The organism is Exiguobacterium sp. SH3S1, assembly GCF_004337105.1.
GTDB lineage: Bacteria > Bacillota > Bacilli > Exiguobacteriales > Exiguobacteriaceae > Exiguobacterium > Exiguobacterium aurantiacum_A.
Map to the genome: position 1 here is coordinate 419903 of NZ_SJUW01000001.1, position 13815 is coordinate 433717.

At 48.5% G+C, this 13815-nt stretch carries 11 protein-coding genes; 5 read left to right on the top strand and 6 right to left on the bottom strand.

Annotated features, from left to right (window positions below):
- Position 1 precedes the first annotated feature (1 nt).
- The 3 genes from EVJ26_RS02150 to EVJ26_RS02160 are packed head-to-tail and all read right to left on the bottom strand — an operon-like array spanning position 2 to position 3166.
- Positions 2-1660 carry a GspE/PulE family protein gene (locus EVJ26_RS02150; RefSeq protein WP_131469649.1) on the bottom strand — a complete coding sequence of 553 codons (1659 nt, stop codon included), beginning with the start codon at positions 1658-1660 and terminating at the stop codon, positions 2-4.
- A gap of 1 nt (position 1661) precedes the next feature.
- Positions 1662-1943: a hypothetical protein gene (locus tag EVJ26_RS02155; RefSeq protein WP_070327705.1), complete on the bottom strand. Its 282-nt coding sequence runs from the start codon at positions 1941-1943 to the stop codon at positions 1662-1664.
- Positions 1940-3166 carry a G5 domain-containing protein gene (locus EVJ26_RS02160; RefSeq protein ID WP_236635481.1) on the bottom strand — a complete coding sequence of 409 codons (1227 nt, stop codon included), beginning with the start codon at positions 3164-3166 and terminating at the stop codon, positions 1940-1942. Before EVJ26_RS02160 ends, EVJ26_RS02155 begins: the two co-directional genes overlap by 4 nt.
- Positions 3167-3321: 155 nt before the next feature.
- Here EVJ26_RS02160 and EVJ26_RS02165 point away from each other — a divergent pair, with 155 nt between their 5' ends.
- Genes EVJ26_RS02165 through EVJ26_RS02175 form a run of 3 tightly spaced genes read left to right on the top strand, consistent with a single transcriptional unit; the run spans position 3322 to position 5964 of the window.
- A complete protein-coding gene (locus EVJ26_RS02165) occupies positions 3322-3786 on the top strand; it encodes a type II secretion system protein (protein ID WP_131469511.1) in 465 nt (154 codons plus the stop codon).
- On the top strand, positions 3725-4288 hold the full coding sequence (locus EVJ26_RS02170) for a prepilin-type N-terminal cleavage/methylation domain-containing protein (RefSeq protein ID WP_236635482.1): 564 nt from the start codon (positions 3725-3727) through the stop codon (positions 4286-4288). The genes EVJ26_RS02165 and EVJ26_RS02170 overlap by 62 nt, the downstream gene beginning before the upstream one ends.
- A gap of 20 nt (positions 4289-4308) precedes the next feature.
- Positions 4309-5964 carry a hypothetical protein gene (locus EVJ26_RS02175; protein ID WP_131469650.1) on the top strand — a complete coding sequence of 552 codons (1656 nt, stop codon included), beginning with the start codon at positions 4309-4311 and terminating at the stop codon, positions 5962-5964.
- A gap of 22 nt (positions 5965-5986) precedes the next feature.
- Here the strand turns inward: EVJ26_RS02175 and EVJ26_RS02180 are convergent, their stop codons facing one another.
- From EVJ26_RS02180 to EVJ26_RS02190, 3 genes are all read right to left on the bottom strand, one after another.
- Complete coding sequence (locus EVJ26_RS02180; RefSeq protein ID WP_131469651.1) at positions 5987-6652, bottom strand: hypothetical protein; 666 nt, start codon at positions 6650-6652, stop codon at positions 5987-5989.
- Positions 6652-10521, bottom strand: a complete 3870-nt coding sequence (locus EVJ26_RS02185) for an Ig-like domain-containing protein (protein WP_161567598.1) — start codon at positions 10519-10521, stop codon at positions 6652-6654. Before EVJ26_RS02185 ends, EVJ26_RS02180 begins: the two co-directional genes overlap by 1 nt.
- Positions 10522-10606: 85 nt before the next feature.
- Positions 10607-11821, bottom strand: coding sequence for a bifunctional folylpolyglutamate synthase/dihydrofolate synthase (locus EVJ26_RS02190; RefSeq protein WP_131469653.1), 1215 nt, complete (start codon positions 11819-11821; stop codon positions 10607-10609).
- Positions 11822-11934: 113 nt separating this feature from the next.
- On the opposite strand from EVJ26_RS02190, the gene EVJ26_RS02195 reads away from it, so the two are divergent.
- Complete coding sequence (locus EVJ26_RS02195; protein ID WP_131469654.1) at positions 11935-13371, top strand: protein adenylyltransferase SelO; 1437 nt, start codon at positions 11935-11937, stop codon at positions 13369-13371.
- A gap of 267 nt (positions 13372-13638) precedes the next feature.
- Positions 13639-13815, top strand: a complete 177-nt coding sequence (locus tag EVJ26_RS14370) for a hypothetical protein (protein ID WP_161566974.1) — start codon at positions 13639-13641, stop codon at positions 13813-13815.

Here is a 13815-nt window from a genome sequence, read left to right on the forward strand (position 1 = left end):
TTCACTCCGTTATGACTGTTCTCAGTATTTCCTCGGTCGTCGTCAAACCTTGCGCGACTTTCTCGAGACCGTCGGCGAGCAAGAACCGGGCACCGGCTCGTTTTGCATGCTCGACCATCTCGGCCTCGGTCGCTTGGTTCATGATCAATCGACGTAACTCTTCATCAATCGGTACGACTTCATGGATGGCAAGCCGTCCACGATAGCCTGTAAAGTTACAAGACGCACATCCGTTTCCGCGGATGACGCGCGTGATCGTCACACGTTCGGCATCAAACAGTTCTTGCTCCCGTTTCGAGACCGGTTGCTCATGACCACAGTCGCGACAGACGCGGCGGACGAGGCGCTGGGCGACGAGGCCGGACGTTGAAGCCGCGACGAGGAACGGTTCGACCCCCATATCGACGAGGCGGGTGATCGAGCTGATCGCCGAGTTCGTATGGAGCGTCGATAAGACCAAATGTCCGGTGAGTGAGGCCCGAATCGCAATCTCGGCCGTCTCGGTGTCCCGGATCTCCCCGACCATGACGATGTTCGGGTCTTGGCGGAGGATCGAGCGGAGACCGGAGGCGAACGTGAGGCCCACTTTTGCATTGACTTGGACTTGGTTGATGCCGTCAAGTTGATACTCGACCGGATCTTCGACCGTGATGATGTTCTTCGACTCGTCATTCAGTTCTTTGAGCGATGCGTAAAGTGTCGACGATTTACCCGAACCGGTCGGCCCTGTGATCAAAATAATGCCGTTCGGCCGCTTCAACATGTCGCGATACAACATCTCGTTATGGTCGCCGAACCCGAGTTTCGTCAAGTCGGTCAACCCTTGTGAGGAATCGAGCACCCGGATGACGATCTTTTCGCCGTACATCGTCGGGAGCGTCGAGACGCGGAAATCGTACGGGCGGTCGCGCAGCGTATACTTGATCCGTCCATCTTGGGGCAGCCGGCTTTCCGTGATGTCTAGGTTACTCATCACTTTAAGTCGCGTCAGCATGACGCTTTGAATTTTCTTTGGATAGATTGCTTCCGTGCGCAAGTCGCCGTCGACGCGGAAGCGGACGTGCAGTTGCTTCTCATGCGGATCGAAATGGATATCCGACGCCCGTTGATCGATCGCGCTCAAAAACAGCTGGTTGACGAGCCGAATGACCGGGGCATCGTCGCGCGATGCCGTGTCTTGCCGCTCGAATTCCGGCGCCTCATCTTTTAAAATCTCGATGAGCGAGGCGTCCATTTCGTAATACCGGCTGATCGTCTTCCGAATTTGTTCCCGCGTCGCAATGCCAACCTCGATATTCATCCCGGTCTGTAACCGGACGTCATCGATCGCAATCAAATCAAGGGGATCCGCCGTCGCAACGAATAGCGTGTTCCCCTGTAATTCAATCGGCATGATGTCGTGCTTTTGGGCAATCGCTTTTGGCACGAGTTTTGTGACGGTGACGTTAATGTCTTGCGAATATAGTGCGATGATCGGCACGTCCAGTTGTTCATGAAGCACTTGAATCAATTGTGTCTCGGTCAAATAGTGCAACCGCATGAGTGCATCGCCGAGTTTTTCGCCTCGCCGTTTTTGGGCGAGCGCCTCGTCGAGTTGCTCGTTCGTAATCAATCCAGCCTCGATCAACATCTCGCCCAATCGTTTTTTCGTTCGTCTCACCTTACTTCACCATCCTCTGAGGTACCTCCTGCTCGACGTCTCGCTGTTCAATGAAGACGCTCAACGCTGCGCCGCCCGCTAAACCGATGACGATGAGGAGCCAAGCCCACCACGTCCGTTCAAGCGATTCCGCATACAGCATATACATACCGAGCGATAACACGGCCACAAGTACCGACACGACGAGTTTCGTCTCGCGCTTCCGTACGTATGGGATCGACAAGGCAAACAGGGTCAACGTGGCCAGCACCCAAAAGGCGAGCAGTATTACATATCCGATCATCCGACTGCCTCCTCGCTAGACGCCGGGACATCCTCGTCCACCGGCGGTTGCTCTTCAAATTCATTCAATCCGTCGTCTTCTATATCGTCATTAAACGGATCGTCGTCCAGTGTTTCGTCCGGGAACGTCGGAATGACCGGTTCAACCGGTTCTGGCGGCGGTAGCGGGACCGAACTTTTCGTCACGATCTCCGGTACCGGCTCATAGAAGTCAAAGCCCAACAGTTCACGCGTCTCGCCTGCCTCGGTGACACGGATGCGATACAACTTCCCTGACTCTCCAGTTTGACCGGATTGCGTCACTGACGAACTTCCGGCCGGGAGTGATGGGGAGAAGCGGATCACGTTCTGGTACGGCACGATTGCGACTTCTTCGACCCGCGATTCATACGCGCCGACGAACGCTTTCCCAAGCAGTTGCACCGTCATCACGTTCCCTTCATCTAGGACGATGATGGCGTAAGACGATTGTTCCGTGTTTTGGACGGCGAAGTTCGAGTCGGCATCGATTTTGACGTCGTAGCCGAGCTCGATGCCGCTCGGAAGCACTTCATGTGGGACGCGCTCGAGCACTTTGAACGGAGTCGCCGCAAACAATTTATAAAGCGACGAACCGAGCGGCGTGAGTGCTTCAAAATCTTCCCCGAACGACTTCAAGCTGAACATGTCGCCTGCATCCATTTCAAATCCGTTCATCCGTTCTAACGCCGAGCGCATTGCCGGCGTCGGACTAATCGTCATCGACGCGACGACTTCGTTCTCCGCCGCGACCATCTCAAGGGCGACGTTCGAATCGAACTTAGACGCCGAGGCGACGAGCGGTGGTGTCACCATCGTCATCGTGACGGGTTGGTTCTCTAAGTACGGAGCCATCCGCTCTTCATCGACTGATGTGATGAGCGGATAGTCCCCTGGTCCCGATACCGCTTTGAGCGTGTCGTCGATGTTGAATGATACGACGTCTTTCCCGACCTCGAGCGCCGTCCCGTCGACGAGCGTGACCGTGAACGGTGCGTTCGCGAAGTCTTTGACGGCATTATCGAGACGGACGACCGCCTCTTCTTTTGTCATCCCCGATATGTCGATCCCGGCGACACGTGTGTCTTTATATGTAGCACTCGTCTTCGCTGACGCGTCGAGATAGTTGACGAGCCCGATTGTCGGTAACGACACGAGCAACACAAGACATGTCAGGATGAAAAAGTGCATCCCATAATGCTTCATTCCGATTCCCCCTATGTAAAATGAGACTTCCGATTTACTATCCGTTTGTCCTCTAACTTTAGTATAATATGCATTGGATAGAAATTAACATTTTTTTAGGTAATCATACGCTTTTTTCCTAGTATTTTATTATATTTGAAAAGGAGGTCAATGCGTTGGCCCGTTCTGAAAAAGGTTTTACGCTCGTCGAAGTACTCGTGTCAATCGTCATTTTATCGATTGTTTCGTTCTCCTTATTAAACATATTCAGCCAAAGTCTGAAGACGACGAATGATAGTCTGAGTACGACCATCGCCAACCAAGTCGCTCAAAACGCACTGCATACATTAGATCGACGAGCCTCAGCTGTTCAAGAAACGCTTGACTTGAATAAACTGTTGAATCGAAACGGCGTGAGTTCAGAATGTGATTTTTGTTCTGATTATCGGATTCATGGTGAGACGTACGTCGCTACCATCTCCCAATTGTCAACGCTGCCGCCAAATACAATCGAAGTCGAGATTTCCGTGACGACCGATCGACTCCGAACACCTGTCACGTTGAAAGGAGTGATTTCGAATGCAACGTTACGCGAGCCGTTCCCTGAAACGGCTGTCCCAGAAAGTGAACTCGTTCAGTAAAGCATCCGAAGGTTTTACGCTCGTCGAGCTTCTCGTGACTGTCGTTGTCGCCGCGATTTTAAGCGGTGTCATCATCACTGCCTTCATTTCAGGTACGCTCGGTTTTCAATTGACGAACGAAACGAGCGAACTGCGCAGTGAGGCCGACTATTTAGTCACGTCCATCCTATCCGAAGTCAACCGGAGTGAATTTGATGCCGTCACCGAAATAAATGACACCTACCAATTCCACCAACTATCCGAACCTCGCATCTCATCGACTGGGATGATTTATCGGGAAGCCGGATACGAACCGATCAGCTTGAACTTATCAGCAGATTCATACGTGCCGAGCAACCCGAACGTCTTGTTAGATGATATTTCAATTCAACTGATCGAGCCCGTCTATGATCCACGGCGTCCGGACTATATAACGAGCGGCTTGATTGAAATCGAGATGAACCTATCGTTGAAGGCAAATCCCGATTCCATTAAAACGTTTAAAAGCTCGATCCCATTTTGAGAAGAAAGGAGGCACCACTTATGCATAAACGAGAAGAAGGCTATGTGCTCGTACTCGTACTCGTGACGATGGCCGCGCTCGCCGTCTTATCGCTCGCTGCCATGCAAGTGAACTTGGTCACGAATAAGCTGACGGTCATCCGCACGGAAGATACGCAGCTGAACGAAGACGCAAAAAGTGCGCTCAATCTGATTGCGGCGGATGTTCGAAACCGTTTCCCTCTTCATGACGCAAATGATGTACCAGCTCATATGGAGTCGGAGTCGGCTTTTAATGACGCGATTCAAGGCGCACTCGTTTCAGACGAACCGTTCCTCAATCTTCCGAGCGAGAGCGACAGTGAGATCAGCTATTCGATCCAATTAAAAGAAAATGCGGACGCAAACCTGCTCGACACCGCGCCATTCACGAAGATTTTGCAAGTGAACGTCGTCGCGAGCCGGCAAACAAATCCCGAGCAACCGCTCCTGTCGGTCGAATACACGCAAGACCTCTATTTGACGGCTCTGCCCGCTTTTTTGTATTACGTGCTCGGGTCGGATGAGCAGCTGACGGTGAACGGGATGCCGACCGTTAAAGGAAATATGTATTCAAATGGGCCGCTTACATTCATGAGAGATGCCAATTATCAACTTGGTCCCGATCGATTCACTATTAAAAACGTTGATTCAAGTCTGTTGCATTTGGATGGCCGAATCGATTTGTCGGATCAAGGAACATGCGCGAGTTGCCAACAAAAAAACTATTTCACTGCTGGAACAGAACGGGCTGGCGAAATGGCAGATGTGGGAGTCTCACCAAGTAGCTTTTCCCCATTCCAATATGACTATTCAATCATCGAATTTTTGAATCGTCGTCTCGATACCCCGCTCGCTTACACGAGCAACGTCGACTCTAAAATTTTTGAAGAGGGATTGGTTGCTTCGACCGATCAAGTCTTCGAGCTCGAACGGGTATTATCGGAAGATGGTTCATCAATTATCGAGCGACCGACTTCATACTTACGGGCGGATGCTTATAACGCTTTAAACGCCCCGACCATTTTGACACTACCGTCAACCCTGTCAGATCGCGCCATGTATGTCACCGAGTCCATCACCGAGTCAAGTGCTCCTCTTTTATTAGATGGGGACGTCGTGATTGAATCGCTCGACAAACTAACGATTGCTCGACCATTGATCGTACGAGGAAACTTGACGATTAGGGGGAACGTATCTTTTAATTCGACCGTATATACACTCAAGGACACGTTCATCGATCGTGCCAATATCCTTCCAATCGATGCAGAGAGTGGGAACTCCCTCATCCTATTGTCAAAAGGCAAGATTTTGTTGAACCGGATTAACGAGTTCGATGACACGCCGACAATACTTCAGGCGTTCATGTATAGCGACTCCGGAGAAGAAACGAAAGTATATGCGGTAGGTTCCATCCTCGAAGTGAATGGAGGACTTTATAGCAGAGGACCGCTTGTCGTGAACGTTTTCCGCGGTTCTTTTGAACAAGGTGACGGTTTGACCCCTCTCGAATATTTCGACCGCCAAGTACCGGCGCATGCGGCCAGTCAATCTCGATTGAAATTGACGTATAACGATGCCGTATTCAATCAGCTCGAAACGTTACCGGTCACGAACCAACTCCAGTTCTTTGTCAGTCATCCTGTACAAATTAAATAAGCGAGAGGCCGCGGCCTCTCGCTTATTTAATTTGTACGTTCAATTCTTTTGCATATGCGATGTCTTGAGTAGTTAACGTATACCCCTTTTCACGCAGAACCGTTAACATTTGAGGTTGATACGCACGCAGAATCAATGGAACAACTTCGTCATATGGAATGTCTTCTGGCTTCATCCGACGAATCATGTCTTCAAATGCGTTCGTATTTCCTTCTGTCACCATTATCTGTAGCAACTGTGGATATTTGACCCAATAAGAATAAGGCAATTGTTCGTGTGCAATTAGCCACTTTTCGGGGTCATCATTCATTCCATATAAACCCTCGATCAATAAACGATCGTTCTGTTTCACATCGAGAGGCGCACCTAACTCAATCATCTTTTGAAACTCATCTACAGAAGACGTGTCAGCTATTTTAATCCATTCTTCAGATTCTAATGGTAGACCTGCTTCATACAAGGAAATGACAGAAGCGGTATTGTGGTAATAGTAAGCAAGATCCATCCACTGCTCTTCCGCTTCGATGAATGGTCTGTCGAGAATCTGTTCTACTTGCTGCTGATCAAATGATACAATCGCTTCTTCTAACGCTTGTTTTTGAAGATGAATATAAACGAACGTTACAGTAATGCTTAAAAACATCACTGTAACTCCTACACCAATCCATTTCTGTTTCTTCGAAGTCATCAGTAATAGTCACCTGCATCATTTTGTGATTCTGGATTAGGGTCTGAACCTTCTTTTACGCGCACATAGAATTCAGAGTAAACAACTTCCGGGCCTTCACCAGCTCCAAAGTAACGACTAACATCCTCTGTCGCTACTTGAACTTTTGCAAGTCCTGGTCTTTTTAACTTTAACTTCGTATTGTCAATCACTTCTACAACATCATTCCCTTGCACGACTCGCATACCATAGCCACGTACGGTTGAAGTCGCAGGGTAAAACTGTGGTGCGTAGACGAACGGCGAATTTTCAACATATAGCTCTAAATTCGGAGAGACAATACGTTGTGGATATTCTTTCACAGTAATCTGTGAACTGACGAATTGATCACTAAAATCACGGAAGGCACCGGTGACGATAATCGGTCCTACAATCGGATATGTGCCTTGAATAGCTTGCACTTCGACTCGCTCCGAGGTTGAACTGCCAACGATTTGAAGCGCTGGGTCTCGATTTGCAATCGACCAAACAATCGGAAGCGGCTTGTCCGTATTTTGATTCAAATTCAAGGTCACACTTTCCCTGACCATTTCTGAGGTGAGTTCCCCATCCACTTCCTTCGTTTTTTGGTAAACCCAAAGGTCGTCCGTTTTTGGAGTCAATGTCATCGTTGGAAGTGAAATCTTCACAGTTGCCAAAATCGGTGCAATCGTTCGACCAATCGGTTGATTGACGAGTGATACTTTCACTTTTGCCGTCCCAGGTTTTTTGGCAACTACATTAACTTGTTTTGAATCCGACTGTTGTGTCACTAAGTCGTTGCCTTCCACAAATTCAAAGGCATAATTTTGATATTTTTCCGTTTTTGATTCAACAGTCGGTTTTAATGTCCCGCTTTGTCCGACTAATAGCTCAAGAGAATTCACTTTAAAGTTCTTCACGGGATCAATAACGATTACGTCAATTTCATTTGAAATAATGGTTTGATTCCCTTTTGTATAACTTACTTTCACTTTCGTGCTTCCTGGTGTTAGCCCTGTCAAAATCCCACTATTATCAACGTAACTTGGCATGACGGTTGCTACATCTTTTACTGAACTATTCCAAATCAAGTTCAACTTTTTACCTGAATCCGGTTGAATGTTTGGGACAAGCTGAAAAGTATCGCCCACTTCGAGTTCAATCGGTCCATTCAATTGGATAGAACTGATTTGTTTTTCTGTGATCGAGGTACGTAGTTCAGTTAACTTCCCATCCCCTTCTTGAACAATATCTTTACCGTTGGCGTTATTGTTCGAGGCATGGTCTCCGACAAATTTATACGTGTAGGTCCCTTGTGTAAACTCATAGTCTCCAATCGTTTTGGCTATTAGTTGAATCTCTTCATTCTCTTTGAATGGAATCCAAGCCTTTTGGAGTGCATCATAAATTTCAATCGGGTTATTGTCAATTTTACGAAGTTTCGCTGAAACTATATTCTTCTCAGCATCAATCGACCATCCTTTTGGTTGAGTTTCTGATAGAGAATAACCTTTAGGGACGACTTCATTCACTTGAATTTCCCAAGTCTCTTTCTTATATGAGTTTTCGTTCGGTCGAGAAATATCAGGCGCTTTTGTCGATACGTCGTATGTCAGTGTAGCCCTTTGATCAACCTCCACAATCGTAGGAGAGACTGTTCGCGATACGTGAACTGCTTCTTTAGAAGGTTTCACCTTCACATCAAATTTTTCCGTGGCCACAGCCCCACCGCTATCTTTCGTTTCAATCTCTACACGAAGTGTTCCGTCTCCCTTGATATCATGTTGATGGAAGAGACTTTGCACTTCATTATTTTTCACATTTTGATAGGTTGGTTTAGATGAAGTTGGTTTAGGGAAAATCTGTTTGCCGTCAATGACGACCCGGGTTTGTAAGCTTTGGTCTTTAAAATCGTAATCGATTGAGTTCCAGGCTAAATAAAGAGGTTCTACATCATAGATGGACCGTACGTTATTCTCGAGTGGTGGAGAAAGCACCTCAATTTTAGGTGCATGGTTGGATCCGATGAATGCGCGGAACATCGTGTTTACAAAAATCTGTTTTTCTGGTGTTTGAGGGAAAGTCATCTTATGACCGGCTCCAGTATACGTCAGATTATTGACGGTATACATGTAATAATGATGCGCCGCATCTCCGGGCGTATGCTTGTCACTCGAAAGGTTATACCAAACCGTCAAATCCTCGTTGGCCATGTTAAGCGAGAAATATTGACTATGCGTTTCTGAAACCATATTATTTGTCGGCTTAGTTGGCAAAGCGTAAGGGTATTCCGTGAATAACCCAGTTGCAACCTGCTCGACTTTTGTAGTTGTATATACGCCTCGTTTACCGAAGTTGATTAAATTTTTAATGGCAAAGTCTTGCCCAAATGCTGTTTCCCATTCACGCTGGCTAGTCGAATCCTCTTTATAGCCGTTTTTACCTGGCAAACGATAAAGCATGTCATGTGAGAACATCACACCTTGTCCACGTTTAATAAATTCCTGGAGGGCTTTCGTTGTATTTGGAATTGCAGCAGCATACTCCGAATAATTCTGTAAGTTTCCATTATAATCTAAACGACCAAACGAATCTTTGAATCCAAAAATGATTAAGTCTTTCTCATAAAACCATTTTTCAATAGCAGGATCATAGTCCGGAGAATTTTTATCGGCTTTTTTTATTTTGTTTTCAAAGCTCTCTAGGTCTGTGATTTCCAAATCAAAATCATAGAGCCCACTTTCATTCAGCATATTTTTGCTAGTTTCACCTACATTTTCGTCTAAGCTGTCATTAAACGTTTGAAACAAACTACTGCCATCATTTTTAGAGACTGTTACTTGTAAAATCTTCGCTTTTGCAAACTCATCTTTTAATAAAAACCGTCCCGTTCGATAATGATATGTTTGATTGGATTCATCCTTTACAATGACTTTCCAATAACGTGGGCTTGTGTAACTTGGTGCATCAATCGTATAGGAAAGTGTATCGCTCAACTTCGCCGGCACAGTCATAACTTTTTCTTCTAAAGAGAATCGGTCGTTACTGTCGAAATCAATATAGAGCTCGACCGTTGCTCCGTTAGATGGGGTTGAATTCAACGAATATGAAAAATCAATCGCTTTTCCGCGAACTGCAAAATTACCAGCGTTGGCGATTGACACCTGATTCGTTAAAAGTTCCCCATTCTGTTTGACTGTGACTTCCTCAAGTTTTGTCATTTTTCTTTGTTGGAACACTTGCTTGATTTCGTTAGAAGCGTCCGCTGTTCGGTTGAATATTTTTAAATCCGATTCATTTTTGAGTGACTCAAAGTTTCTCACGATAGACTGATTAGTTAGAGTTGAGAAAGCATCCTCGTGTACCCATACCGGAATTCCTGCTTTCATCATTCTCGATAAATCAATTACACGTAAAGTAGTTAAGTCGTTATCTTTTTCCTTTGTAGCATATAAAGACTCAATATATGCTTTGTATTTATTATCCGCTTCATTATAAGGCGTACCCTTATCCCCTACAGGTTTCTGATAGTTATATATGACTTGCTCAGGATTATATTTTTTCCCATTTTCAGCACCTGAAGGAGAAAATACGATCGCGTCATAACGCCCAAGTAGATCATAACGTAATGCATTGAATTGCTTTATCGACATTTTTTGAACGTCGAAATCATCTCCCACACTAATTCTATCGACTTTCCCGTTCACTTGTTTCGGAATATCCGTCACTTCTAAAATCACCGGTTTAATCGGCGTACTTGCCGATACGGTCGAATAAATTTCAAAAAAAGTTGTAGTAAGGAGTGATGTTAAAAAGACGATCGCGACAAGCGCTGATACGGGTCGTTTCAATCTTTGTTGACTGACCATGCTGCATTTCCTCCTTGGATGATGAAGTGATGATGACATACGTTCTCATAATCATTCATACCCCGTATTTATCCATAACGCAAGGTCATTTTTGAAAACTTTGGAAATAAGTTCTCACTTCACTAATAAAGTAAAGCGATCCCGTCACGACGAGCGTTTTCGTTTGCGGCGAACGCATCCATTCCGCCAACCAGTCTTGCCACTCGACGTAACGGGCCCCGTCTTCGATTAGGCTATCTTTCGTCCGTGATCGCGGGAAGTCGAACGTCGTCTCATAGACGCTTGCGACCGTTTCTAACGACTCGACCATCGCTTTCCGGTCCTTATCGGCAAGCGTCGCGGCAAGCACGGTGACGTCCCGTTCTAGTTTCAACTGCTCGACCAAGGCGGCAATCCCTTCCGCGTTATGCGCCCCGTCTAAAATGATCCGCGGCTCTTTTGAGATGAGCTCATAGCGCCCCGGATGTTGTGCCGTCTCAAGCCCTATCAATATCGCCTCGGTCTTCCACCCGAGATGGCGGGCGACAGCGACGGCGCACGCTCCGTTGTAGGCTTGATGATGACCCGTCAAGCCGAGCGTCACAGCAGGCAGTCCTTCATACGTAACGACCGTGTCCACTCCATCCTCGATCGACTCGATGAGCGGCGTGACCGCATGCACCGGTGCCTCCATCGTCCGCCCTTGTTGTTCGAGCAACGTGATCAACTGCGCATCGTCCAAACTATGGAACATCGGGACACCTCGTTTCATGATGCCGAACTTCTCCATGGCGATCTCTGCGAGCGTATCGCCTAGTATACCTTGATGGTCGTGCCCGATCGACGTCACGACCGTCGCGAGCGGTCGCTTCAACACGTTCGTCGAATCGAGCCGGCCCCCGAGACCGACTTCCCAAATGACGAGGTCCGGTTGCTGTTCATGGAAGTACAGCTTCGCCATGACCGTCAGCAGTTCAAACTCGGTCAACGTCTCCGGTGACTCATCGGCACGGTCACGGACACGGTTCGCGATGCGGACGAGATCAATCTCGTGAATCGGTTCGCCGTTCAACATGATCCGCTCCTCGAACTGGATGATGTACGGCGAGATGAACGTCCCAACGTTCAACCCCTGTTTCGTCGCCATGGCCCGCAAAAACGCGACGGTCGACCCTTTCCCGTTCGTCCCGGCCACGTGAATCGACGGCAATTCGTCAATTTTTAACGTCTCGAGCATCCACTCGACTCGATTCAATCCAGGCTTGATCCCAAACCGCAGTTGTCCGTTCAGCCATTCAAATACGTCTTGTCTTGTCTCCATCTTTAACCCACCCCTGTTCTAACACTTCCCTCTCATCTTACCAAAATTCTGAAGCCCTACGTAGGGAATCGGCTGTGCTATACTCGAAGCGAACAGAGATAGGAGGAATTCAGATGAAAGACACAGGTTGGAACTTTGAAGCGACATACGTCGAACTTCGTGACACGTTTTACGACCGTGGGCCGATCAACCCGGTCGACAAACCAGAACTCGTCTTATTGAATGAACCCCTCGCCGAGACACTCGGACTCGATATTGATGCATTGAAAGAAGACGTGGCGCTCCTGTCCGGTAATCGGCAGACCGACACGTCGTTCTCGCAAGCGTACGCCGGGCATCAGTTCGGCAACTTCACGATGCTCGGTGACGGACGCGCCCTCGTCTTAGGGGAACACGTCACAGCGAACGGTAAACGGGTCGACGTGCAGTTGAAAGGCTCAGGACCGACCGAATACTCACGCGGTGGTGACGGCCGGGCCGCCATCGGGCCGATGGTACGCGAATATTTGATTAGTGAAGCGATGCACGCGCTCGGCATCCCGACGAACCGGGCACTTGCCGTCGTCAAGACTGGTGAGCCGGTCATGCGTCAAGGGCCGAAGCACGGTGCCGTCCTGACCCGCGTCGCCTCGAGCCATATCCGCGTTGGCACGTTCCAATACGCGGCCGGGTCGATCGATGACGTCACCGCCCTCGCCGACTATGCGATCCATCGTCACGACTCGGACCTGGAAGGTCGTCCTGACCGCTACGAAGAGTTCCTCGGACGCGTCATCGAACGTCAGGCGAAACTGATCGCCGACTGGCAACTCGTCGGCTTCATCCACGGTGTCATGAACACGGATAACACGTTCATCAGCGGCGAAGGGCTCGACTACGGCCCGTGCGCCTTCATGGACTCATACCATCCGCACACCGTCTTCAGCTCGATCGACCGCGAGGGCCGTTACGCCTACGCGAACCAGCCGTATATCGGGTCGTGGAACTTGGCCCGACTCGCCGAGACGCTGTTGCCGCTGCTCGCCGACACGCAGGAAGCTGCCGTCGATATCGCCAACAAGCTGTTGAACGATTATACGGAGACGTATAAACAAGCATACTTCACCGGCCTCGCCCATAAGATCGGCCTCTACGTCCGAAAAGACGAGGACGACGCGCTGACAGACGAACTGCTCCGACTCATGATGGAGACCGAGGCCGACTTCACGAACACGTTCCGCGCGCTCACGCTCGGAGAAACGGAGTCACTTCCGTTCGCGTCGCGTGACGATGGGAAGGCCTGGCTTTCGGCATGGCGTAAACGTCTCGCTGAACAAGCTCTCCCAGACGAAGATGTGACGCGACTCATGCGCCAACACAATCCGGCCGTCATCCCGCGCAACCATCACGTCGAATCAGCGATCATGGCAGCTGAACGAGGTGACTTCGGTCCGACAACCGCCTTGCTTGACGTGTTGCGTCAGCCGTATGACTACGAAGCCGATTACGGGCGTTACGTGTCGCCGGGACCAGAGCGGACGTATCCGTATCAGACGTTTTGTGGCACATGAACCATCTCGCTTTCGCGGGATGGTTTTTTTAGGAACCTTTTATCGTTTGGATGCGTACTATAGACAAACGACACTCTGGAGGTTTACTATGCGACTACTTGCTTCACTCATTTCTCTCGGTTTCGCTTGTCTGATTTCTCTAGAACTGTGGCAAGGTCCGTTTTATAGTGGCTGGATTTGGTCTATGCCCGCCTTTTTCTTAGTCGTCTCGTTTTTCCAGTTCATGAAACATTTGAATGAGCTTGAATGGAGTGGTGAGAACGACACATGAAACTCGTTTATTTCACGATGATGCTTCTTGCCGGATTCCTATATGCCGTGTATCTCGTCCATTTGCATCGAGTCGGGCTGACTGATTCGCTCTACATGCACTTCCTGTGGATCACGGGAATCGGACTTTATGTTTTATGGCTACGTCGAAGAACCCCCAAACGTCGTTCGTGA